Genomic DNA, 22,130 nt, shown 5'->3' with positions numbered 1-22,130 from the left:
CCATGGAAGATCGCACCATGGTCCGGCACCACATGACCTTTGCTGCGTTGCACAATCGACGCGGCCGGGTCTGTCATATCTGGGTCATGGCCGCCTCGCCCATGACCGGAAGGATATGACGCCATGCAGCCATCCCGATCGCCCGACCGCCGCCCCCGCATCGCACTGGCCCTGCAAGGCGGCGGGGCGCACGGCGCCTATGGCTGGGGCGTGGTGGAGCGGCTGCTGGAGGAGGATGTCGAGCTTGTCGGGGTCAGCGGCGCCAGCGCGGGCGCGATCAACGGCGCCGCGATCGTGGCGGGCTATGCCCGGTCGGGATGCCCGGGCGCACGCGACGGGTTGGAGCGATTGTGGCGCGCGGTCGCCGATCTGTCGCCGCTCGCCCCGCTCGATCTCGGTGCGCTGGGCGGCCCGTTCTTCGAGCCGTTCCTGCGCCGGTCGCTCGATATCGCCAAGCTGTCCAGCCGGTATTTCGCACCGTTCCTGCCGGGTGTGCGCGACATGCGTGCCCTGCGCCAGGCGGTCAGCCAGAGCGTCGACCTCGACCTGCTCGCGCGGCAGACGGTGGTGCCCCTCCATGTCGCGGCCACTCAGATCACCACGGGCTCCGCGCGGATCTTCACGGGCGAGGCGGTGACGCTCGACGCGCTGATGGCCTCGGCATGCCTGCCCGAACTGTTCGCGGCGGTCGAGATCGATGACGAACCCTATTGGGACGGCGGCTTCACGGCCAATCCCGCGCTCGAACCGCTCCTGTCCGACGCGATCGGCGCGACCGACATGATCATCGTCCAGATCACCCCGTTCACCGTCGACGATGTCGGCGGTTCGATCGGCGACGTCACGCGCCGGGTCAGCGACATCAGCTTCAACGCGTGTCTGCGCCGTGATCTGCGTGCCCTGTCCGAAATTCAGGACATCGCACGCGCCGAGGCGTCGCGTGATCCCCGGATGCAGGCGATCGCGCGGGTCAACCTCCACCTCCTGTCGCCGCCGGAGGAACTGGCGGGGCGATCGGGCGCCAGCAAGGTCGATACGCGCTGGTCGGTGCTGGAGGGTCTGCGCAAACTGGGCCGGGCCCAGGCGGAACGATGGCTGGCGGATCACCGCGCCACCCTGGGCCGCGGCTCCTCGTTCGAGGGGTTGCCCGAGGATGTGCAGGGCTGATCGGCTCACCGGCCCCGGGCCCGCGTCCGTGCCCGATCGCGTGGACGGGTCGGAACGCAAGATCGAACCGGGGGGTTGAGGCTGACCTTCCCCCAACCACGACAGGAGCCAGAGCGTGGCCAGATTCAGTGACAAGGTCGTCATCATCACCGGTGCGGCATCGGGCATCGGCGAGGGCGCCGCGCGCCGCTTCGCACGGGAAGGCGCGAACCTGGTGCTGGGCGACATCGACGCGGACGGCCTGACGAAGCTGGCCGAACAGCTGGCCCCCGCAACCGTCGCGACGCGGGAAACCGACGTGTCCGACATGGCGGCGTGCGAAGCGCTGGTCGCGCTGGCGGTGGCGCGGTTCGGGCGGGTCGACGTGCTGGTCAGCAATGCCGGCGTCGATCATCTCGGCAAGCTGGACGAAGGCGACCTCTCGGCCTTCACCAGGGTGATCGAGACGGATCTTTACGGCGTCGTCCACATGGCGCGCGCCGCGATCGCCGCGCTGCGCCAGTCGCGCGGCTGCATCATCAACATGTCGTCGGTGTCGGGGCTGGGCGGCGACTGGAACCACAGCTTTTATTGCGCGGCCAAGGGTGCCGTCACCAACTTCACTCGCGCGCTGGCGATGGACGAGGCGGCGCACGGCGTCCGGGTCAATGCAGTCAATCCGTCGCTGACCTACACCCCGTTGACCGCCGGCATGAAGGAACAGCCCGAGTTGATCGCCAAGTTCGAGGAACGCATCCCCATGGGTCGCGGCGCCGAACCCGACGATATCGCCGGTGCGGTTGCCTTCCTGGCCAGCGAGGATGCCCGCTTCATCACCGGTATCAACCTACCGGTCGATGGCGGCCTGAGCGCGTCCAACGGGCAACCACCGCTCCACTGATAAATAGATATGGATCAAGATTGCGGCAGGATCCCTCGATCCTGCCGCAATCGCATTTCCGATCCGCCAAAGCGTTGGGAGCCAATCAATAATTGCAACGTTGTTGCTCCATAACGAAAGGGGCGAGATTGTTCATCCTACATCTGGCACTTGGCGGCTGCCTGAAATCGCCACCTGTCCATTATGGCATCACCGCCGATACGGGCGGCCATATTGCCTATATTCTTGACGCCGCCGCCGCCCAGGCGGACAATATTGACACGGATCAAGTCTCGATCGTAACGCGCCTGTTCGAGGACGAGGGGCTCGCGCCCGATCATGCTGTCACGTCCGAACGCGTGTCGCCGCGCCTGACCATCGACCGGATCGCCACCGCCGACCGCCGCTACCTGGAAAAGGATGCGCTGGCGCAGGACATGCCCGCCTTTACCGAGGCGTTCTGCGCGCATCTCGCGCGTCTGCCGCGTCTGCCCGATGTGATCCACGCGCATTTTTCCGACGCCGCCGCCGTCGCCGCCGAGGCGCGCCGCCGCTTCGCCATTCCCTTCGTCTATACGCCGCATGCGCTGGGTATCGACAAGCGGACGCAGCAGGGGTCCTGCCCCGCACTCGACGCACGGATCGCCGCCGAGGAGCGCGCCATCGCGCAGGCCGACGCTATCATCGTCTCGACACGTGACGAGGCCGACCGACAGGTCCGGGCCTATGCCAGTTCCATGCCGGCACGCACGCATTGCATCCCGCCGGGGGTACCCAGCCGCGTCGCCGCCCCGGCCGAACCGGCCCCGACACTGGCCGACCGGCTGGACCAATGGCTGGATGTGCCGGCCAGGCCCATCATCCTCGCCATCGCGCGGCCCGTCGCCAAGAAGAACCTGATCGGTCTGGCCCGTGCCTATGCCGCCTCGCCCACGCTTCAGGCCGTCGCCAATCTCGTCATTCTGGCCGGTCAGCATGAGGGCCCCGCCTCGCCCGAGGAGCGCGGCGTGCTGGACGCGCTTCGGGCGGTGGCCGCGCAGCCGGCGATGCGCGGACGCTTCGCCCTGCCGCCCACCCATGACGGGCGCGACGTGGCGGCGCTGTATGACCGCGCGGCAAAGGGCGGCGTGTTCGTCAATCCGGCCTTTCACGAGCCCTTCGGCCTGACCCTGATCGAGGCCGCGGCGGCCGGTGTGCCGGTCGTCGCGACGCAGGCGGGCGGTCCGCGCGAGATCGTCGGCGCGCTGTGCCACGGCCTGCTCATCGACCCGCGCGACGATGACGCGATCGCCGATGCCTGCCTCGCCCTGCTGACCGATGCCGGCCGCCATGCCCGGATGAGCGATGCGGGGCGGCGCGGCGTACTGCGCTACGACTGGGGTCGCTATGCCGAGGAGTCCCTCGCCTTATATGCCCGGCTGCCGCGCGCGCCGGCGCTGCTGGCGAGCGACATCGACCATACGCTGACCGGCTGCCCGGCCGGGGCGCATGCCTTCGCTCAGTGGCGGCGCGATAGCGACCTGCCCTTCGTCGTCGCCACCGGTCGGTCCTTCGCCATGGCGCGGATGATCCTGTCGCAATGGGGACTGCCCGAACCCGACGCCTTCATCACCGATGTCGGGACGCGCATCATGCTGAAGGGTCAGCGCGGCTGGCATGAGTGTCCGGTCTATGCCGCCCGCCTGAACGATGGTTGGGACCGCAAGGCGGTGGCTGCCGCGCTCAAGCCGTTGCGCTTGCGGCCGCAGCCACGCGACACGGCCGGTCCGCACAAGCTGAGCTTTTTCGGCACCGCCGACGACGCCGAGCGCGTTCGCGCCGCCCTGGCCGAGCGGGATCTGGCGGCCAAGGTCGTCTATTCGCATGGCCGATTGATCGACGTGCTCGCCCCGCTGGGGGGCAAGGCGGCGGCGGTCGCAGCCTATGCCCGGCGGCTGGACCTGTCGCTGGGCGCGTGCGTCGCGGCCGGTGACAGCGGCAACGACGTCGACATGCTGGAGGCGTGCGGGCACGCTATCGTCGTCGGCAATGCCAGCGACGAACTGGCCGGCCTTATCGCACGCGACGGGCTGATGCGGGTGAAGGGCCATCACGCGCACGGCGTGCTGGAGGGGCTGGAGCGGTTGAGCCTGACCCAGCCGATGATGGCGCGGGCCAGCGCGGCATGACGCGCCCCTTCGGCTATTTCGTCCATCATCAGGGGCGCGGCCATGCGGAGCGCTGCGCCGCGATCCTGAACGCGCTGCCACCCGAGCGGCCGGTGACCATCTTCTGCGCGCGCGACGACATTTTCCCGGCCCTGCCGCCCAGCGCCACGATCGTCACCATCCCGTCGCTGTTCGAGCCGACCGGCGCCGAGGCGGGGGACATGGATGCGATCCCCACGCCCGACACGCTGCACTGCGCCCCTCTGGGCTGGCCCGGCATTCGCCACGCCATGGCGGTGATCGCCCAGTGGTTCGACACGGCCGATCCCGAACTGATGATCTGCGACGTGTCGGCCGAGATCGCGCAGCTGTCGCGCATCTGCTCGGTCCCGCACGTCAAGGTCCTGCAACATGGCGACCGGCACGATCCCGGCCACCGCGCCGCCTATGACGGTGCGGCCGGTTTGCTGGCGGCGTTCGACGAACGGCTCGCCCAGCCCGAATGGGACGCGTCGATGCGCGCCAGGACCTGCTTCGCGGGTGGCCTTGGCGTCGATACGCGGGTGCCCGAGCGGGAGCTGGCGCGGCAGCGGATCGGGGTCGGCGCCGACGAGGAACTGATTTTGGTCCTGGCGGGCGGCGGCGGTGGCGGTTTCGCGCAGGCACCGCTGGGTGTCGGGGCGCGCAGCCGGCCGGGGGCCCGGTGGATCACCATCGGCCCGGTCCTGCGCGACTGGCATGCGACCGAACCCGCGAATATCGAGCATCGCGGCTGGGTCGACAATCCGGCCGACCACGTCGCCGCCGCCGACCTCGTCATCGCCTCGACCGGCAACACCACCTGTCAGCAGATCCTGGCTGCCGCCCGCCCCTGGCTCGCCATTCCCGAATGGCGGTATTTCGACGAGCAGCATCGCAAGGCGGAGGCGTTGGCGGCGGCCGGCGTCGCCTGTGTCCGCCCGCACCTGCCTTCCTCGGCGCAGGCCTGGACGGCGGCCTTGGCCGAAACGCGGGCCGGGCACCGCCCGGCGGCGCAGCGCGCGATGATCGCCGACGCCCCGGCGCAGCTGGCCGCCGACTGGCTGGAGGGGCTTGCCGCCCGGCTCTGGCGCGCGGCGATCGACATGCCCGCCCCCACCCCGTTTCACGATTCCACCGGAGCCCATTCATGATCTCGGTCGTCACGCTTGCCGGGGGCCGCCCCGAACACCTCCGCAACGTCGTTATCGGCTTGTCCCGCCAGAGCGTGCTGCCCGACGAACTGATCGTCGCGGTGATCCAGGACAGCGCCTACGACCTGCCAGAGGCGCCCTTCCCCATCCGACAGATGATGATCGACGGCCCCCGCCTGCCACTGGCCGCCGCACGCAACGCGGCGGCGCGCGCGGCGATCGGCGACACGCTGGTCTTTCTCGACATGGACTGCATCCCCACGCCGGGGCTGATCGCCGATTACGACCGCTATCTGGGCGAGATGGACGGGCTGTTGATGGGCGAGGTGATGTATCTGCCCGGCGGCGCGACCCGGGGCGACTGGTCGACCGATCGGTTCGCCGGGATCGCGGTGCGCCATTCGGACCGGCGCGGTCCGCCGCCCGAGGGGATCGAGGTATGCGAGGATTATCGCTGCTTCTGGTCGCTGAACTTCGCGATGCGCCGTGCGACCTTCCTCGCGACCGGCGGTTTCGACGAGCGCTATGCCGGCTATGGCGGCGAGGATACGGATTTCGGCAAGGTCGTGGACAAGGCCGGCATCCCGATCGCCTGGATCAAGGGCGGCCTGGCCTATCACCAATATCATCCGCACCACATGCCGCCGGTCCATCACCTGGAAAGCGTGGTCCGCAATGCCGAGGCGTTCGAGGCGAAATGGGGCTATCGCACCATGGGCCACTGGCTGCACGCCTTCCGCCTGATGGGTCTGATCGACGACACGCCCGGCCGCCCGATCCGCATCCTGCGCGCGCCCAACGAGGACGATCTGACCCTGACCGGCCAGCAGAGCCACCAGCCCTATGCCAACACCGCCAGCGTCATCCGCCTGCTGGAGGAGCGCGCCGCATCCGGCCGCGCGGCGGCATGAGGATCGCACTGCTCGCCCATGTCCGCCAGCCGATCCGGCAGCCCTTTCTGGGGGGCATGGAGGCGCATGGCTGGTATCTGGCCGAAGGGCTGATCGCGCGCGGGCATGAGGTGGTCCTGTTCGCCAGCGGCGACAGCGATCCGCGCTTCACCTTGGACCCGGTACTCCCCGTGCATTACGAGGCGGCCTTCCCCTGGGCCGAGCATCGCGGCAAGCCCGAGCTGATCGCACATGTCGACGCCGGCTATGCCGCCGCCTGCGACCGGATCGCAGGCGGCGGGTTCGACGTCGTGCACAATAACAGCCTGCACCGATTTCCGCTGGAGCAGCGCCGCACGGCCGTGACGCCGACCGTGACCTCGCTGCACGTGCCCCCCTATGATGCGCTCCATCATTTCGTGGCGGTCAGCCCGTCGCCAAGCCATCACCTGACCGTCACCTCGCAAAGCCAGCTGCGGGCGTGGTGGCCCGAAGGGGCCCCGCCCGAGGCGTCGATATTGCACAACGCGATCGACCCCGCCGCCTGGCCCTTCGTGCCGAAGGGCAATGGCGAGGGTGTGTGGTGCGGCCGGATCACGCCCAACAAGGGTCCCCATCTGGCGATCGATGCGGCGCGTCGGGCGGGTATCGCGCTGACCCTGTTCGGGGCGATCGAGGACAGGGACTATTGGACGGCGGAGGTCGAGCCGCGCCTGGGCGGCGGCATCCGCTATGGCGGGCATCTCGACGGCACGGCGCTCGCCGCCGAGCTGGGGCGCGCATCGGTCTTCCTGTTCACCCCCTGCTGGGACGAGCCGTTCGGGCTGGTCGCGATCGAGGCGATGGCATGCGGCCTTCCCATCGCCGCCTTCGATCAGGGCGCGGCGCGCGAAGTGGTGGGCGACGCGGGTCAAGTCGCGCCGGCGAACGATGTCGCGGGCCTGGCCGACGCGATCGACCATTGCCTGACGATCGACCGCGCTGTACCGCGCCGCCGCGTCGAGGAGCATTTCGCCCGCGACCTGTGGCTCGACCGGTGCGAGGCGCTCTACGCCGCCGTCACCCGCGCGCCGCACAGCGCCATCGCCGCGTGAGCGATGACGTCATCGCCGCCCAGCGTGCGGCCCTGGGCGATCTGTACCGCCGCCATGCGCCCCCGCCGGGCACGCGCTATGCGTTGGTCGACTTTCCCGATCATCCCAATGTCGGGGACAGCGCGATCTGGCTGGGCGAGATCGCAATGCTGCGCGATGTCGGGGCGGGCGCCCCGGCCTATGTCTGCCGCTGGGACGATTTCGACGAAGCGGCGTTTCGCGCCGCCTGCCCCACCGGCTCGATCCTCATCCATGGCGGCGGCAATCTGGGCGATATCTAGCCGCATCATCAGCGGTTTCGCGAGATGCTGCTGACCCGTTTTCGCGATCGCCGCATCGTGCAGCTGCCCCAATCCATCCACTTTCGCGACGCCGCCAATCGCGATCATTTCGCCGCGATCGTCAAAGGCCATCCCGATTTCCACCTGTTCGTCCGCGACGAGGCCAGTCTGGCGCAAGCGCGTAGGCATTTCGGCTGCCCGGTCGAACTCGCCCCCGACTCCGCCTTCGGCCTGGGCACGTTGCCCCGCGCGGTCGCGCCCGACTGTGGTATCCTGATGCTGCTGCGTTCGGACTCGGAACGGGCGGCGCGTGACGATACCGGTTTGCGCGCGCTGCCGGGTGCCGTGGCGCTCGACTGGCTGACCGAGGATGTAGTGACCGCCACCGATCCCACCGCGCGCGCGCAGGCGCGCGTCGTGCGCGGCCTGAACCTGTTGTCGCGTGGGGAAAGGATCGTCACCGATCGGCTGCACGGCCATATCCTGGCGCTGCTGCTCGGTATCCCGCACGTCATCCTCGACAACGACTATGGCAAGGTCGCGGCCTATCACGCCGCCTGGACCGCCGCCTCCCCGTTCGTACGACAGGCCGGCACGGTGGAGGACGCCATTGCCGAGTTGGCGGCATGATCGACATCAGCCTGTCGATCTGCACCCGCGACCGACGCGACAGCCTGCTCAGGACGCTGGATTCGGTTGCCGAGGCAGCGGCGGCGAGCGAACGCCGGATCGAGCTGATCCTCGTCGATAACGGATCGAGCGATGGCAGCGCCGCGATGATCCGGCATTGGGCGGCAAACCGACCGTTTGCCGTCCGGCTGCTGTCCGAACCACGCCCCGGCCTGTCGCGCGCGCGCAACGCCGCGCTGTCGGCGGCGCGCGGGCGCATCATCGCGATGACCGATGACGACTGCACGCTGCACCGCGATTATTTCGATCGGCTGGCACAGGCCTTCGCCCCCCACCCCGCCCCGGTCATCATCGGCGGCCGCATCCTGCTGGGCGATCCCGCCGATCTGCCCGTGACGGTCAAGCTGGAGGATCATCCGATGATCGCGCCGGCCGACGGCTTTCCCGGCGGCTTCGTGATGGGGGCCAATCTGGCCTTCACCGCCGATGTCCGCGCGCGCGTGGGCTTGTTCGACGAACGCTTCGGGGCCGGCGCGCCGTTTCGCGCGGCGGAGAATACCGATTATCTGTTTCGCGCATCGGGGCGGGGTATTCCGGTCCGCTACGATCCCCACTTCGTCGTCGACCATCATCATGGCCGCCGCCGCGAGGACGAGGTCGTCGCGCTGCTTGCCGGGTACGGCTTCGGCGACGGGGCCCTCTATGCCAAGCATCTGCTGTCCGATCGGCGCATCCGGCGCGCCATGGCGCGGGACGTGGCCAATCTGCGCGACCGGTTCGCGGGGCCGGTTCCCGCCATCCGCCATTTCCACGCCTTTCGCTTGCGGCACATCGTGGCGGGTCTGGCGCATTACGGTCGCGAGGCGGTCCGGCGCCGGCGATCGCCCGCCGGCTGAAGACCGGTCGCGGTTGTTTTTGCCTGTCCTTCCACCCATCTGCCGCGACGAACCTAGCTGGAGCCCCCGATGAGCGACGACGCCTATACCCCACCCGCGATCTGGACCTGGGAGAAGGAGAGCGGTGGCACCTTCGCGGCGATCAATCGCCCGGTCGCCGGCCCCACGCATGACAAGGCGCTGCCGGTCGGCCAGCATCCGCTCCAGCTCTATTCGATGGGCACGCCGAACGGGGTGAAGGTGACGATCCTGCTCGAAGAGCTGCTCGCCGCCGGCCATGCCGGGGCGGACTATGACGCCTGGCTGATCCGCATCGGTGACGGCGATCAGTTCGGCAGCGGCTTCGTCGCGGTCAATCCCAACTCGAAGATCCCCGCCCTGGTCGACCGGCGCGGCGATACGCCGCTCGCCATCTTCGAATCCGGCGCGATCATGATGCATCTGGCCGAGAGCTTCGGCGCCTTCCTGCCGACCGAACCGGCGGCCCGCGCGCATGTCCTGTCCTGGCTGTTCTGGCAGATGGGCAGCGCGCCGTTCCTGGGTGGGGGCTTCGGCCATTTCTACGCCTATGCGCCGGTGAAGATCGAATATGCCATCAACCGCTATGCCATGGAGGCCAAGCGTCAGCTCGACGTGCTGAACCGCCAACTGGCGCAAAGCCGCCATGTGGCAGGTGATGACTACGGCATCGCCGACATGGCGATCTGGCCCTGGTACGGCCAGTTGGTGCTGGGCCAACTGTATAACGCCGCCGAATTCCTGCAGGTGGATGACTATACGCATGTCCGCCGCTGGGCGGAGGAGCTGGCCGCGCGGCCGGCGGTGAAGCGCGGGCGGATGGTCAATCGCACGATCGGCGATCCCTCCGAACAGCTGCTCGAACGCCACGCCGCCAGCGACTTCGACGAGCGGACGCAGGACAAGCTGGCCGCCGCGGCCAAGGGCTGACCGATACCCGCCTTGCCGGCGGGTGCGCCGGGTTCTCCCGCCATCCGCCGCGAAGCGCTTGATCGTCGCGCTGGTTCGCGCTTTTACACTGGGTCCATGTTCCGCGTCCTCCCCCGCCCGGCCCGCCCCCTCATCGCGCTTGCGCTGGCCGGCGCGGGATTGAGCGTGGCCGCCCCGGTCGCCGCCGATCCCGCCCCCTTCGACCTGCCCGGCCCCGCGCTACGCATCATGGTCACGCGCGGCGACAGGACGCTGCCCATCGCGGAGGTCCCCAATCTGGCGGCGGGCGACCGGCTGACCATCGATGCCGACCTGCCGAAGGATCAGCGCGCGCATTACCTGTTGTTTTCGGCCTTCCTCAGCGGCGCGACCAATCCCCCGCCCAAGGACTGGGTCCAGTCGGCCGAGACGTGGAAGGACAAGGACAAGGATCGCCGCCTGACCCTGACCGTGCCCAAGGGCGCGCGCCAGATGGCGCTGTTCCTGGTGCCGCAGACGGGCGGCGCGTCAGGCACCATCGTCGATGCGGTGCGCGACCGTCCCGGCGAGTTCGTGCGCGCGGTGCAGGACCTGAACCAGGCGTCGCTCGACCGGTCGCGGCTGAACGCCTTCGTCGCGGCGATCCGGGCGCAGGAGAACAGCCACCCCGAATTCCTGCGCACCATCGCCCCAGCGCTGGCCGGCAGCCTGGCGATCAAGATGAACCCCGATTGCCTGGCGCGGGTGATCGAGTTGCAGGCGGCATGCCTGCTCGAAAACCGCGATGCGCTGGTGCTCGCTGATATCCACAGCAGTTCGATGACCGACACGCTGATCGGCGCGCCGACCGACCTGGCCTTGCAGCTCAGCTATACGCGCGAGGCGGGGCTAGGCTATTACAGCCCCTATATCGGCGTCATCCGCGACATCGCGCGGGTGTTCGGCGCGTTCGGCAATCCGCAATTCGGCTATCTGCCGACGCTGGCGACGCGGGAGGGCGACAGGCTGTCGCTGCTGCTCAACGCCGCGCCCTCCTTCGCCAAGCCCAAGTCGGTGCTGGTCGCCGCCATGCCCGCGATCGATGCGGGCAGCCCGCCCCGGCTGCGCGCCGGTACCGACCAACCCCTGTGCGGTGCGCGGCCGGGACTGGTCCTGCCGGTCGAAGGTGCGCCGCTGATCTATTCCACCGCCTTCGCACGCGACATGGCGGTGACGCTGAGCCAAGCCAATGGCCAGCGGATCGAGGTGCCGGTGCGCCCCCGCGCCGATCGTGGCGGCTATATACTGGCGGGGGCGCTTCCCGCGGGGCTGTCGGGCAAGGCCACCGCGCGGCTGCACGGCCAATGGGGCTTCGAATCGTTCGAGGGGCCTGGCTTCACGCTGCAATTCCCGGCGGCCGGCGAATGGCGCGCCAGTGCAGCGGACCAGAGCCTGGTCGTCGGGCGCGACAATGTCGTGGAACTGACCGGCCCCGCCGCCGCCTGCGTGACCGGCGTGACGATGCGACCGGGCGGCGGCGCGGCGCAGAGTGTGGCCTTCACGCCGCGCGGCGCCGATGGCGTCAATATCACGCTTCCCATGAAGGGCTTGCGCGCCGGTCCCGTGACGCTGGAGGTGCAGCAGATGGGCAGCGACACGCCGCAGACCGTGACGCTGCGCGCCTTCGCACCCGCCAGCCGGGTCGACACCGTCACGCTCGCCGCCGGGGACCGCCTCGTCACGCTGACCGGACAGCGGCTGGACGCGATCGCCGGGATCGACATCGGCGACGTCCATTTGTCCCCCGCTACGGTGTCACGCAACGGCGATACCGATCGGCTGGTCGCCACCGCCGTCGGCGACCGGCTGCCCGAGGGGAGCCAGGCCCGCGTGCGACTGGACGACGGTCGTATGCTGACCGTCCCGGTGACCGCAGCACCGGCCCGCCCGACCGCGACATTGGTCAGCCGCAGCCTGACCGTCGCCAACGCGCCGAAGGGACTGGCGCTCGCGACGCGCGACGACAATGTCCTGCCCGACGATGCGACGCTGACCTTCGCCCTTCGCGCATCCGAGGGACAGCGTCTGACACCCGCCGATGCGGTCGAGGTCACGACGGCCGATGGTGGCACCTCCGTCACGCTGGAGGGCGGGCGCGATGTTCGGCTGTCGTCACCGGAGATCGCGGTGGCGGTCCTCGACCCCGCGCGGCTCGGGTCGGCGGCGGCGGGGCCGTTGCGCTTTCGGCTGGTGCGGGGGGCGATCAAGGGCGATTGGGCACCACTCGCCACGCTGGTCCGCCTGCCCCGGATCGCCGTGCTCCGCTGCGCGGCGGACGTTTGCCAGTTGGAGGGACGTGACCTGTTTCTGATCGACCGGGTCGCCGCCACCCCCGACATGACGGGTGCCGCCCCGGTGCCGGCGGGCTATACTGCCGCGAGGCTGGCCGTGCCGGCGCCCAAAGCCGGTGTGCTCTACGTCACGCTTCGCGACGCGCCCACCGTGCCCTTCACCCTGGCGACCGCGCAGTAGGTCACGGCGCGCCACCGCCCGCCTGTTCGTCCGCCTGTTCCAGCGCGTGGCGGAGCGCGCGAATCTCCACCTGCAACGCGCGGAGATCGGCCACCGCCATCCCCGACCGCGCGATCACTTCCTCACCCAGGCAACCGCATTGATCGCGCAGCTCGCGCCCCGCCGGGGTCAAGGTCACGCGCACTTGGCGCTCGTCATGGGAATCACGTTCGCGGGTCACCAGTCCACTCGCCTCCAGCCGCTTGACCAGCGGCGTGACCGTGCTCGACTCCAGCGCCAGCCGCTGTGCGATCGCCCCGATCGTGCGGCCATCCTGTTCCCACAGCACATGCAGCGCCAGATATTGCGGATAGGTCAGGCCGAGCTGGTCGAGCATGGGCTTATAGGTGCGCTGGACCGCGATATTGGCGGCATACAAGGCAAAGCATAGCTGATCGTCGAGCGGCCACGGCACCGACATGCATCATTCTCCCGGGACAATAGGGAAATCCTATCGCGATAAACGAGACACTGGACAAGAGCCCTGACCTTATCCATATATGTATCGCGATAACTATTATTGAGGCATCGACATGACGATCGACGTGAAATACCAGACGCAGGCCCACGCGACGGGTGGCCGCGACGGCCATGCGCGCACCGAGGATGGCACGCTCGACGTGGCGCTCTCCACCCCCAAGGAGTTGGGCGGCCCGGGTGGTGCGGGCACCAATCCCGAACAGCTGTTCGCGGCCGGCTATTCGGCCTGCTTCATCGGTGCGCTCAAGGTCGCCGGTCAGCAGTTGAAGATCAGGGTTCCGGCCGATGTCGCGGTGTCGGCCAAGGTCGGCATCGGGCCGCGTGCGGCCGGTGGCTTCGGCATTACCGCCGACCTGACCGTCGAGCTTCCCGGTCTCGACGCGGCGGAGGCCGAACAATTGGTCGAGGCGGCGCATCAGATCTGCCCCTATTCGAACGCGACGCGCGGCAATGTCGATGTCGGCCTGACCATCGCCTGATCTGCTTCCTTCCTGCCGGCGCGGTCGACTCTTCCCCAAGGCCGCGCCGGTCTTTTTTGGACGCTACAACCCCTCGCCCCCCACCCACTGGGCATGGGCGAGCCGCCGGGCGAGGTCCCAATTCTGTTGCCGCAGGTCCGGCACCGCAACCACTTCCCACAGGCCGCCACGCGTCATCGGCCCGATGCAGTAAAGGCGGTCATCCACGCTGCCGTCCGCCGTCACGACATGGCTCTGCGCATCCACCTCCAGGCCGATGCGAAGGGCATCGGGGCGGATCATGCCCTGCGCCAGCAACTGCCGGATCAGCGGCTCGCGCGAGCGCAACAGGTCGCCCTGCGGACCGGTGCAGTTGACGATACGCGCCACGCGCAGGATCTCCACCCCGTCCTGCCCGCGCGGTCGCCAATGCACGATGGCGCCCGCCCCCTCCGGCTCGACCCGGATCAGCTTGCCGCCCATGATCGTGAACCGCCCGCACGCGATCAGCCGGTCGACCGCCTCGGCGATGGCGGGGGCCAGCCGGTGTCGGTGGACATCCCAATAGGGGCGCAGATGCCGCAGGAACCGGGCGCGGGTCTCGCCATCCGCCGCGCCCCACATCATCTGCGTGACGGGGCGCAGGCTGTCGACCGCCCCGCGCCAGCCCTGTTCACCCGCGACGCGGCGGACGTGGCGGACCAGCGCCGACAGGCTCGCCGCCGGCCGCTCGCGCAAGGGCTGGACCGGCGGGCTGTCGGCATGACGCCGGGGGGCGAGGCCCCGCCGCGACAACGCCAGGGTGCGCCCGCCAAAGCCATTGGCATCGAGCAAGAGCGCGGCATCGATCGCGGTCAGCCCGCTGCCGACCAGCAGCACCCGGTCGTCATCCCGGAGACCTTCGGCTATGTCGCCCGCCCACGGGTCCTCGCGGTAGCAGCCCTGGGCCAGCACCGATGGATCGATCCCCGGTGGGGTGTGCGGCGGCAGATTGCCCAGCGCCAGCACCACCGCGTCGGCGGTCATCTCACGACCTTCGGCCAAGGCCAGGCGAAAGCCCGCACCGTCGCGGGTCAGCGCCGAGACCTCGCCCTGTGCCAATGTCAGCCGGGTCGGGTCGGCGGCGATCGTCTCCATCAGCAGATTGCGCAGATAGTCGCCATACACCCGGCGCGGCACGAAGGTCCTGGCATCCCCTGCCCCGCGCGCGCGCAACCAGCGGACGAAATGATCGGGATCGTCGCGCAACGCGCTCATATTGCCGGCACGGACGTTGAGCAGATGTTCGGCATGCGCCGCGCTATAGGCGACGCCCCGCGCCAGTTGGCCCGCATGCCGTTCGATCAGCGTCGCGCGCGGTCCGCCATGGCGGACGAGGTTGATGGCCAGCAGCGTGCCGGCAAAGCCGCCGCCGATGATCGCCACATGGTCGATCCCCGAAGTCATGATCCCGCCGCATCCTTCACGCTGTCGATCCGCTTTCCTGTACGTCACCGCCGCGCATCCGCCACCCGAGAAATCGGTATACGATCTGCGCATGCTGCGTTACGTTCTCTTTTTTGACGAAGGATCGGACCGATAATGCGGGGATATTGGCGGATTTCCGGCTTGGCCTTGGCGCTGACCACCACCGCATGGACCATGCCCGCGACGGCGCAGACCGGCCGCCCCGCCCCCCTCTCGGTCGGGGGCATCTTCGGCCCCGACGCCGTCCACACCGAGTCCGTTCGCGCCAGCCGCTGGAGCCCCGATGGCGAGAGCTATCTGGCGATCGAGGATAACGCCAAGGGCGGGCAGGACATCGTCCGCTATCGCATCGCCGATGGCCGGCGCGAGGTGGTGGTCGCCGCCGCCGACCTGACGCCCGAGGGTGCCGCCGCGCCGCTGGGCATCGATGGCTATGAATGGTCGCCCGACCATCGCTGGCTGCTGATCCGCACCAATGGTAAGACGTTCCGACGGACGAATGCCATGGCCGATTACTGGCTGCTCGACGGCACCACCAAGAGCCTACGCCGGATCGGCGGCGGCGCGGCGCCCTCCACGCTCTTCTATGCCAGCTTCTCTCCCGACAGCAGCCGCATCGCCTATGTCCGCGCCAACAACCTCTATGTCGAACCGGTCGCGGGTGGCGCGCCGGTCGCGCTGACGCGGGACGGCGACGACTTCATCGTCAACGGCCTGGCCGACTGGGTCTATGAGGAGGAATTTTCGCTCCACCGCGCCTTCGAGTGGAGCCCGGATTCCAGGCGCATCGCCTTTTTCCGCTTCGACACGCGCGGCGTCGGCACCTTCGACATGGTGAAGAACACCGGCGGCCAATATTCGCAGGTCATACCGCTGCAATATCCCAAGGCCGGCACGACCAATTCGGCGGTGACGGTCGGCACGGTCGATGTCGCCGATGGCGCCACGCGCTGGTTCAAGCTGGAGGGCGATCCGCGCGAGAATTACGTGCCGCAAATGAGCTGGGCCGGCGGATCGGACGCCGTCTTCATCCAGCAGTCCAACCGCTTGCAGAACACGTACAAGGTCCTGCTCGGCGACCCCGCGACCGGCGCGGTCAAGCCGGTCATGGTCGAGAAGGACGCCGCCTGGGTCGAGGCCAATAACGCGCCCGAATGGCTGGAGGGCGGACGCCGCTTCACATGGCTGTCGGAGCGCGACGGCTGGCGGCACCTCTACACCATCGACCGGGCGAGCGGCCGCGCCACGCTGCGCACGCCGGGCCGGTTCGATGTGGTCGAGCTGCTGAATGTCGATGAGAAGGCCGGCTATGCCTGGTTCATCGCCTCGCCCGACAATCCGACCCAACGCTATCTCTACCGCACCACCCTGTCGGGCACGCCCAAAGTCGAACGGCTGACGCCCGCCGGCCAGCCCGGCACGCATAGCTACGACATCGCGCCGGGCGAGCATTGGGCGCTGCACACCCTGTCGCGCTTCGACGCCCCGCCGGTGACCGACATGCTTGACCTGACGCGCCAGCAGCCGCTGCGCACGCTGGCGGCCAACGCGCCGCTCGCCAAGGTGATCAAGGACACCGGTCTGGCCCCCACCGAGTTCTTCCGCGTCGATATCGGTGGAGGCACGCAGCTCGACGGCTGGCTCATCAAGCCGGCCGGCTTCGACCCCGCCAAACGCTATCCCATTCTTTACTTCGTCTATGGCGAACCCTGGGGCCAGACGGTTGCCGACCGCTGGGCCGGATCGCAGGGGTTGTGGCACCGGATGCTGGCACAAAAGGGCTATCTGGTCGCCAGCATCGATCCGCGCGGCACCGCCACCCCGCGCGGGCGCGACTGGCGCAAGAGCATCTATCGCCAGGTCGGTATCCAGGCCTCCGCCGACTATGCCGCGGCGGTCCGCAAGATGCTGAGCACGCGCCCCTATATCGATCCCGACCGCATCGGCATCTGGGGCTGGAGTGGCGGCGGCGCGATGACCCAGAACGCGCTGTTCCGCTATCCCGAACTCTACAAGACCGGCATCGCGGTGGCGGGTCCCACCGACATGACGCTCTACGACACCGTCTATCAGGAACGCTATATGGGCCTGCCGCAGGACAATGCGGAGGGCTATAAGAACGGCTCGCCGATCACCTTCGCCGACCGGTTGAAGGGCAATCTGCTGCTGATCCACGGCACGCTGGACGACAATGTCCATTACCAGAACCAGGATCAGCTGGTGGATCGCCTGATCCACTTCAACAAGCCGTTCACGATGATGGCCTATCCCGACCGCAGCCACGGTATCTATGAGGGCGAGAATACGAGCATCCACCTCTATTCGCTGATGACCCGCTATCTGGAGACGAACCTGCCGCCGGGCGGGCGGTGATCGGGCGTCAGGAGACCCAACGTGCGCGCGGCTTACCCTGGCGCCGCCAAGTCTTGTGCGTCCGGGTATAGCGATATTCGGTACCGCTGCCGCAAAGGCCGCTGCATTCCGTCGTGACCATCACCGTCGCGGACCGACCGTCCTGCGCGATGCTGGGAATGGCGATCGTGACGATCGAGGCCGAGGGACGCTGCACACCGGGCGTCGGAGCATGCTCGGCCGCCCGCGACCGGGCATCGTCATCGGCCGCCAGATAGCCGGCCGGCAATGCGCGCGCCAATGTGGGACATAGCTTCATCAATTCGTCGCGGCTGGGGTCGGTCTCAATATAGGCGCTACCGGCCTCTCTGCCCGAGGGAAGATCGGCCATGACCATGTGGCCCAGTACGCACAGGTCGCGACGTGACGCCTCGCTTGGCTCAGCCCCGACATGCATCAGTGATAATAGCGCGAACAGCATCGACATTCCCTCTCCCCTTTGCCCCATAGTCACCCGCGGCGCGGCGTCTGGCAACCCGTTCGAATTCATCTTGCAATCGTTTGTTGCAAACCGGTCCTGATCGCGCCATGATGCTCCCGGACGCGGCAAACCGGCGCTAGACTCGGTCATAATCCCCGCGCGAGAGGACTCTGATGACCCCGTCCCATCCTGCCGCCGGCACCACGGCCTCGATCAAGCCGCGCCTGTCGCTGGTCCGTATCCTTGAAATGAATCTGGGCTTTCTGGGCCTGCAATTCAGCTTCGGGTTGCAGCAGGGCAATATGGCTCCGATCTACAGCTACCTCGGCGCGTCGGAGGCGCAGATTCCGCTCTTGCAACTCGCGGGGCCGATGACGGGCCTGCTGATCCAGCCGCTGATCGGTGCGATGAGCGATCGGACCGACAGCCGCTTCGGCCGGCGCACGCCCTATTTCCTGATCGGTGCGGTGCTGTGCGCGCTGGGGCTGTTCTTCATGCCGCTCAGCTCGTCGATCCTGATGGCGGTGTCGCTGCTGTGGATTCTCGACGCCGGCAACAACATCACCATGGAGCCGTACCGCGCCTATGTCTCCGACCGGTTGGACCAGAGCCAGCACAATGTCGGCTTCCTGACCCAGAGCGCCTTTACCGGGCTGGCGCAGATGCTGGCCTTCCTGACGCCGTCGCTGCTGGTCTGGGCGGGCATGAACCCCGACTGGGTCGACAGCCACCATATCCCCTATACCGCGCGCATCGTCTTCATGATCGGCGCCGTCCTGTCCTTCGTGACGATCGTCTGGTCGATCCGGCGCGTCCCCGAATTGCCGCTGACCGCAGAGGAGCGCGCGCGGATCGCCGCTGCGCCCAAGGGGCTGGGCGCGACGCTGGGCGAGATCGGCGATGCGATCCGCACCATGCCGACCGCGATGCGCAAGCTGGCACTGATGAGCCTGTTCCAGTGGTATGCGATGATGGCCTATTGGAATTACGTCATCTACGCGATCGGCCGATCGGTCTATGGCACCGCCGACGCCACCTCGTCGGGCTTCCATGCCGCCGTGCTGACCAATGGCGAGGTCGCGGCCTTCTATAACGGCGTGGCGTTCCTGGCGGCCTTCGCGATGGTGCCGCTGGCCAGGCGCTGGGGCGCCGCGCCGCTGCATGCGATCTGCCTGGTCATCACCGGCATCGGCATGATCGCGATGCCGCACATGACCAGCAAGGCGATGCTGTTCCTGCCCGCCATCGGCATCGGCCTGGGCTGGGCCAGCATGATGGGCAACCCTTACGTCATCCTCGCCGGGTCGATCCCGCCGGAGCGGACGGGTGTCTATATGGGCATCTTTAACATGATGATCGTCATTCCGATGCTGATCTTCGGCGTGACGCTGCCGCTGTTCTATCAACCCTGGCTGGGCGGCGATCCGCGCAATGTGCTGATCCTGTGCGGGGTGCTGATGCTGCTCGCCGCCGCCTCGGTGCTGTCCGTTCGGACGCGGCAGTCCCGCACGGCCCTGCACCACGCCTGACCGGCTCCTCCTTTTTCCTTCCCGAGGTATCATGACGACAGCCCCTACCCATTGGTCGGCCGATGCGCTTGCCGGTATCCCCGACCAGGCCGACGCCCGCCTGCCGGTCTTTAGGGCCGCAGACGTGGTGCCGATCCTGGCCGATCACGACCTGTGGGACATGTGGCAGATCGCCTATGCCGATGGCCGCACCGCGATGGTGGGTGGGCGGAGTTGGTGGTTCTTCCTCGCCACGCCGCGCTTCGACGATCCCGAATGGCGGCATGACGAAGCGCGTATCCGGCTGACCAGCCATGGCGTGGACGGCTGGCGCGACCATGGCGTGACCTTTGCCGACGGCTTCACGCCGGGCAGCCGCGAATGGTCGGGCTCGGCGGTGCTGGGCGAGGACGACACGACGCTGACCCTGTATTTCACCGCCTCGGGCCGGCGCGGCGGTCCGCGCACCTTCGAACAGCGGTTGTTCGAGACGCAGGGGCGCTTCATCGTCGAGGGTGACGAGGCACGCTGCGAAGGCTGGAGCCCGCCGGTCGAGAGTGTCGTGGCGGACGGCCATCACTATATCGTCGCCAACCAGGCCGAGCCGGAAAACGGCGGCATCAAGGGGTTTCGCGATCCGGCCTATTTCCGCGACCCGGCGGACGGTTCGGAATATCTGCTGTTCGTCGGCTCGGCCGGCTGGGTCGACGAGATTCTGGACGGCGTCATCGGCGTCGCCAGGCGGATCGACGGGCGCTGGGCCATCCAGCCCGCGATGATCGAGTCGATCGGCGTCAACAGCGAGCTGGAGCGGCCGCATATCATCGTTCGCGACGGCCTGTATTATTGCTTCTGGTCGACCCAGGCCAAGCGCTTCGCCGCCGGCCTCGGCGCACCGACCGGGCTGTACGCCATGGTCGCGGAAGGCATGGCGGGTCCCTGGCGGCCGGTGAACGGCACCGGGCTGGTCGCGGCCAATCCGGTCGAGGAGCCGACCCAGGCCTATTGCTGGTGGGTCACCGGTGAAGGCGACGTCATCAGCTTCGTCGATTATTGGGGCCTGGCGGGTGCCGACGTCAGTACCGACGCAGCGCTTCGCCGCCGGCATTTCGGCGGCACCGCCGCGCCCTGGTTCCGGGTGACGATGGCGGGCGACCGGGTGACGATCGCCCGCGACTGACCATCAGGCCGAGTCGCGCGCGATCAGTTCGGGGGCGAGCACCACCGAGCCCGCCTCCTCACCACCGATGCGCGCGAACAACGCATCGACCATTGCCTGCGCCCCCGCCGCGATGTTCTGGCGAATGGTCGTCAGGCGGGGGACCGCCTGAGAGGCGAGCGGCAGATCGTCATAGCCGACGACCGCGATCGCGTCGGGCACCGCGATCGACCGGTCGGCCAACACACGTACCGCCGTCATCGCGATCATGTCCGATGCCGCCGCGATACCGCAGATCGGCATCTCTCCGCCGCCCTGTTGCAGCAGCGTGTCGATATGCGCGGCGATCTCCCGCTCCATCACATCGGATGCGAGGTGCGCCGACAGCTGAAGCGGCGCATCGGGCAGCCCCGCCTCGGCCATCGCCGCCGTGACGCCGTCATAGCGGGCGCGGATTTCGGGCGCACTGGTTTCCCCGAGAAACGCGATGCGCCGGCAGCCATGCGCCACCAGCCGCTCCCCCATCAACCGCCCGCCGGCCAGATTGTCGGTACCGACCGCCGCATGAACCTGCCCCGGCAAGGTGACGCCCCAGGCCACCAGCGGGCGATAACGCCGCGCCACGCGCTCGATCGTGTCGTACTGGTTGGACTGACCGATCAGCAGCACGCCATCGACCATCCCCGAATCGACCACCCGGTCCAGCCAGTCGTCGGCATCCGGGATGACGCGCGACAACATCACGTCATAGCCATTCTCGGTCAGCGCATCGACCAGATGGCCCAGCATGGTCATGAAGAACGGGTCGGACAGATGCTGCCGCCGCTCATGCCCCAACGGCACGACGACGCCGATCACGCCGGTGCGGCGGGTGCGCAGGCGGCTGGCCATCTGATTGGGGCGAAAGCCATGCTCGTCGGCCAGCGCCTTGATGCGCAAGCGGGTCTGTTCGTTGACCAGCGTCTTTCCGGCCAGGGCACGCGATACGGTGCCCGGCGACACGCCGGCCAGTTCCGCAAGATCCGCGATGGTACGCACCCGGCGTACATCCTGCTCCATGGAATTCTCATTCATTTGAGAACGCTAACCGCAGCGCCCCATGGCGAACAAGCAGGCAACGGCATTTGTCGGACCATTTTCACATGGATTAGCAATATTCGTCCGTGCCGCGCTTTGCCGCAGCATGCAAGGCCATTGGTGCAGGAAGAATTGTACGCGCGGGCAGGAAATGAAAGTTTCGGATCCTCCCCGGCACGGGGAGGGGGACCGCCGCGAAGCGGTGGTGGAGGGGGCGTGCCGCCAGGGACGTCCTGTTGGGCAAGCCCCCCTCCGTCAGGCCTACGGCCTGCCACCTCCCCGTACCGGGGAGGATTTTCGGTTCACGCGTAGGGCGAGGACAGCAATCCTGTCCGCATCCCCGCGCGAACAAGCCTCAGACCTTCTCGGTCAGCTCCGGCACGACGGTGAACAGATCGCCGACCAGGCCGATGTCGGCGACCTGGAAGATCGGCGCGTCCTCGTCCTTGTTGATCGCGACGATGATCTTGGAGTCCTTCATCCCCGACAGATGCTGGATCGCGCCAGAGATGCCGCTAGCGACATAGACTTCGGG

General features: G+C 68.2%; 18 protein-coding genes and 2 pseudogenes. 15 read left to right on the top strand and 5 right to left on the bottom strand.

The window, feature by feature from the left end; all coding sequences use genetic code 11:
* Nucleotides 1–123 precede the first annotated feature (123 nt).
* The 11 genes and pseudogenes from ACQKJZ_RS03200 (at nt 124) to ACQKJZ_RS03150 (ending at nt 12,574) form a co-directional block, all read left to right on the top strand.
* Nucleotides 124–1,167: a patatin-like phospholipase family protein gene (locus ACQKJZ_RS03200; RefSeq protein ID WP_427729965.1), complete on the top strand. Its 1,044-nt coding sequence runs from the start codon at nt 124–126 to the stop codon at nt 1,165–1,167.
* 115 nt (nt 1,168–1,282) lie between these two features.
* A complete protein-coding gene (locus tag ACQKJZ_RS03195; RefSeq protein WP_427729964.1) occupies nt 1,283–2,047 on the top strand; it encodes an SDR family NAD(P)-dependent oxidoreductase in 765 nt (254 codons plus the stop codon).
* Between the two features lie 128 nt (nt 2,048–2,175).
* Entirely contained in the window at nt 2,176–4,194 is a 2,019-nt protein-coding gene (locus tag ACQKJZ_RS03190) for an HAD-IIB family hydrolase (RefSeq protein WP_427729963.1), read from the top strand.
* Nucleotides 4,191–5,345: a hypothetical protein gene (locus ACQKJZ_RS03185; RefSeq protein ID WP_427729962.1), complete on the top strand. Its 1,155-nt coding sequence runs from the start codon at nt 4,191–4,193 to the stop codon at nt 5,343–5,345. The genes ACQKJZ_RS03190 and ACQKJZ_RS03185 overlap by 4 nt, the downstream gene beginning before the upstream one ends.
* Nucleotides 5,342–6,256 carry a galactosyltransferase-related protein gene (locus ACQKJZ_RS03180; RefSeq protein WP_427729961.1) on the top strand — a complete coding sequence of 305 codons (915 nt, stop codon included), beginning with the start codon at nt 5,342–5,344 and terminating at the stop codon, nt 6,254–6,256. Before ACQKJZ_RS03185 ends, ACQKJZ_RS03180 begins: the two co-directional genes overlap by 4 nt.
* Nucleotides 6,253–7,329, top strand: coding sequence for a glycosyltransferase (locus ACQKJZ_RS03175; protein WP_427729960.1), 1,077 nt, complete (start codon nt 6,253–6,255; stop codon nt 7,327–7,329). The genes ACQKJZ_RS03180 and ACQKJZ_RS03175 overlap by 4 nt, the downstream gene beginning before the upstream one ends.
* Nucleotides 7,326–7,610, top strand: coding sequence for a hypothetical protein (locus ACQKJZ_RS03170; protein ID WP_427729959.1), 285 nt, complete (start codon nt 7,326–7,328; stop codon nt 7,608–7,610). Before ACQKJZ_RS03175 ends, ACQKJZ_RS03170 begins: the two co-directional genes overlap by 4 nt.
* Before the next feature lie 15 nt (nt 7,611–7,625).
* Nucleotides 7,626–8,240 (top strand): annotated as a pseudogene (locus tag ACQKJZ_RS03165) (polysaccharide pyruvyl transferase family protein); the annotation flags it as partial.
* Nucleotides 8,237–9,136, top strand: coding sequence for a glycosyltransferase family 2 protein (locus ACQKJZ_RS03160; protein WP_427729958.1), 900 nt, complete (start codon nt 8,237–8,239; stop codon nt 9,134–9,136). The pseudogene ACQKJZ_RS03165 and the gene ACQKJZ_RS03160, both read left to right, overlap by 4 nt.
* 69 nt (nt 9,137–9,205) lie before the next feature.
* The gene (gene yghU, locus ACQKJZ_RS03155; RefSeq protein ID WP_427729957.1) at nt 9,206–10,084 is read left to right on the top strand and encodes a glutathione-dependent disulfide-bond oxidoreductase; all 879 of its coding nucleotides are present in this window, start codon (nt 9,206–9,208) and stop codon (nt 10,082–10,084) included.
* A 96-nt stretch (nt 10,085–10,180) separates the two neighbouring features.
* On the top strand, nt 10,181–12,574 hold the full coding sequence (locus ACQKJZ_RS03150) for a hypothetical protein (RefSeq protein WP_427729956.1): 2,394 nt from the start codon (nt 10,181–10,183) through the stop codon (nt 12,572–12,574).
* Nucleotide 12,575: 1 nt separating this feature from the next.
* On the opposite strand, the gene ACQKJZ_RS03145 is transcribed toward ACQKJZ_RS03150, so the two are convergent.
* Complete coding sequence (locus ACQKJZ_RS03145; RefSeq protein WP_427729955.1) at nt 12,576–13,034, bottom strand: MarR family winged helix-turn-helix transcriptional regulator; 459 nt, start codon at nt 13,032–13,034, stop codon at nt 12,576–12,578.
* 112 nt (nt 13,035–13,146) lie between these two features.
* Between ACQKJZ_RS03145 and ACQKJZ_RS03140 the strand changes: the two genes are divergently transcribed.
* Nucleotides 13,147–13,572: an organic hydroperoxide resistance protein gene (locus ACQKJZ_RS03140; protein ID WP_427729954.1), complete on the top strand. Its 426-nt coding sequence runs from the start codon at nt 13,147–13,149 to the stop codon at nt 13,570–13,572.
* Between the two features lie 63 nt (nt 13,573–13,635).
* On the opposite strand, the gene ACQKJZ_RS03135 is transcribed toward ACQKJZ_RS03140, so the two are convergent.
* The gene (locus ACQKJZ_RS03135) at nt 13,636–14,997 is read right to left on the bottom strand and encodes an FAD/NAD(P)-binding protein (RefSeq protein WP_427729953.1); all 1,362 of its coding nucleotides are present in this window, start codon (nt 14,995–14,997) and stop codon (nt 13,636–13,638) included.
* A gap of 135 nt (nt 14,998–15,132) precedes the next feature.
* Between ACQKJZ_RS03135 and ACQKJZ_RS03130 the strand changes: the two genes are divergently transcribed.
* The gene (locus tag ACQKJZ_RS03130; protein WP_427729952.1) at nt 15,133–17,391 is read left to right on the top strand and encodes a DPP IV N-terminal domain-containing protein; all 2,259 of its coding nucleotides are present in this window, start codon (nt 15,133–15,135) and stop codon (nt 17,389–17,391) included.
* A 7-nt stretch (nt 17,392–17,398) separates the two neighbouring features.
* Here ACQKJZ_RS03130 and ACQKJZ_RS03125 read toward each other — a convergent pair whose 3' ends face one another.
* A complete protein-coding gene (locus tag ACQKJZ_RS03125; protein WP_427729951.1) occupies nt 17,399–17,857 on the bottom strand; it encodes a hypothetical protein in 459 nt (152 codons plus the stop codon).
* Nucleotides 17,858–18,024: 167 nt separating this feature from the next.
* Between ACQKJZ_RS03125 and ACQKJZ_RS03120 the strand changes: the two genes are divergently transcribed.
* Both ACQKJZ_RS03120 and ACQKJZ_RS03115 read left to right on the top strand, forming a co-directional pair.
* On the top strand, nt 18,025–19,380 hold the full coding sequence (locus tag ACQKJZ_RS03120) for an MFS transporter (protein WP_427729950.1): 1,356 nt from the start codon (nt 18,025–18,027) through the stop codon (nt 19,378–19,380).
* Nucleotides 19,381–19,411: 31 nt separating this feature from the next.
* On the top strand, nt 19,412–20,539 hold the full coding sequence (locus tag ACQKJZ_RS03115) for a glycoside hydrolase family 68 protein (protein WP_427729949.1): 1,128 nt from the start codon (nt 19,412–19,414) through the stop codon (nt 20,537–20,539).
* A 3-nt stretch (nt 20,540–20,542) separates the two neighbouring features.
* On the opposite strand, the gene ACQKJZ_RS03110 is transcribed toward ACQKJZ_RS03115, so the two are convergent.
* On the bottom strand, nt 20,543–21,577 hold the full coding sequence (locus tag ACQKJZ_RS03110) for a LacI family DNA-binding transcriptional regulator (RefSeq protein WP_427729948.1): 1,035 nt from the start codon (nt 21,575–21,577) through the stop codon (nt 20,543–20,545).
* Nucleotides 21,578–21,950: 373 nt separating this feature from the next.
* A pseudogene (locus tag ACQKJZ_RS03105) lies at nt 21,951–22,130 on the bottom strand (electron transfer flavoprotein subunit alpha/FixB family protein); the annotation flags it as partial.

Source organism: Sphingomonas sp. NPDC019816 (genome assembly GCF_050274375.1).
GTDB lineage: Bacteria > Pseudomonadota > Alphaproteobacteria > Sphingomonadales > Sphingomonadaceae > Sphingomonas.
Note: the sequence above shows the minus strand (reverse complement) of the source record. Positions and strands in the feature narration are given on the sequence as shown.

What these genes read in the sequence shown, in the direction of transcription:
- ACQKJZ_RS03200 (WP_427729965.1), top strand. Translation starts at nt 124, where the DNA reads ATGCAGCCATCCCGATCGCCCGACCGCCGCCCCCGCATCGCACTGGCC.
- ACQKJZ_RS03185 (WP_427729962.1), top strand. Translation starts at nt 4,191, where the DNA reads ATGACGCGCCCCTTCGGCTATTTCGTCCATCATCAGGGGCGCGGCCAT.
- ACQKJZ_RS03180 (WP_427729961.1), top strand. Translation starts at nt 5,342, where the DNA reads ATGATCTCGGTCGTCACGCTTGCCGGGGGCCGCCCCGAACACCTCCGC.
- ACQKJZ_RS03175 (WP_427729960.1), top strand. Translation starts at nt 6,253, where the DNA reads ATGAGGATCGCACTGCTCGCCCATGTCCGCCAGCCGATCCGGCAGCCC.
- ACQKJZ_RS03160 (WP_427729958.1), top strand. Translation starts at nt 8,237, where the DNA reads ATGATCGACATCAGCCTGTCGATCTGCACCCGCGACCGACGCGACAGC.
- yghU (WP_427729957.1), top strand. Translation starts at nt 9,206, where the DNA reads ATGAGCGACGACGCCTATACCCCACCCGCGATCTGGACCTGGGAGAAG.
- ACQKJZ_RS03150 (WP_427729956.1), top strand. Translation starts at nt 10,181, where the DNA reads ATGTTCCGCGTCCTCCCCCGCCCGGCCCGCCCCCTCATCGCGCTTGCG.
- ACQKJZ_RS03145 (WP_427729955.1), bottom strand. Translation starts at nt 13,034, where the DNA reads ATGTCGGTGCCGTGGCCGCTCGACGATCAGCTATGCTTTGCCTTGTAT.
- ACQKJZ_RS03140 (WP_427729954.1), top strand. Translation starts at nt 13,147, where the DNA reads ATGACGATCGACGTGAAATACCAGACGCAGGCCCACGCGACGGGTGGC.
- ACQKJZ_RS03135 (WP_427729953.1), bottom strand. Translation starts at nt 14,997, where the DNA reads ATGACTTCGGGGATCGACCATGTGGCGATCATCGGCGGCGGCTTTGCC.
- ACQKJZ_RS03130 (WP_427729952.1), top strand. Translation starts at nt 15,133, where the DNA reads ATGCGGGGATATTGGCGGATTTCCGGCTTGGCCTTGGCGCTGACCACC.
- ACQKJZ_RS03125 (WP_427729951.1), bottom strand. Translation starts at nt 17,857, where the DNA reads ATGTCGATGCTGTTCGCGCTATTATCACTGATGCATGTCGGGGCTGAG.
- ACQKJZ_RS03120 (WP_427729950.1), top strand. Translation starts at nt 18,025, where the DNA reads ATGACCCCGTCCCATCCTGCCGCCGGCACCACGGCCTCGATCAAGCCG.
- ACQKJZ_RS03115 (WP_427729949.1), top strand. Translation starts at nt 19,412, where the DNA reads ATGACGACAGCCCCTACCCATTGGTCGGCCGATGCGCTTGCCGGTATC.
- ACQKJZ_RS03110 (WP_427729948.1), bottom strand. Translation starts at nt 21,577, where the DNA reads ATGGAGCAGGATGTACGCCGGGTGCGTACCATCGCGGATCTTGCGGAA.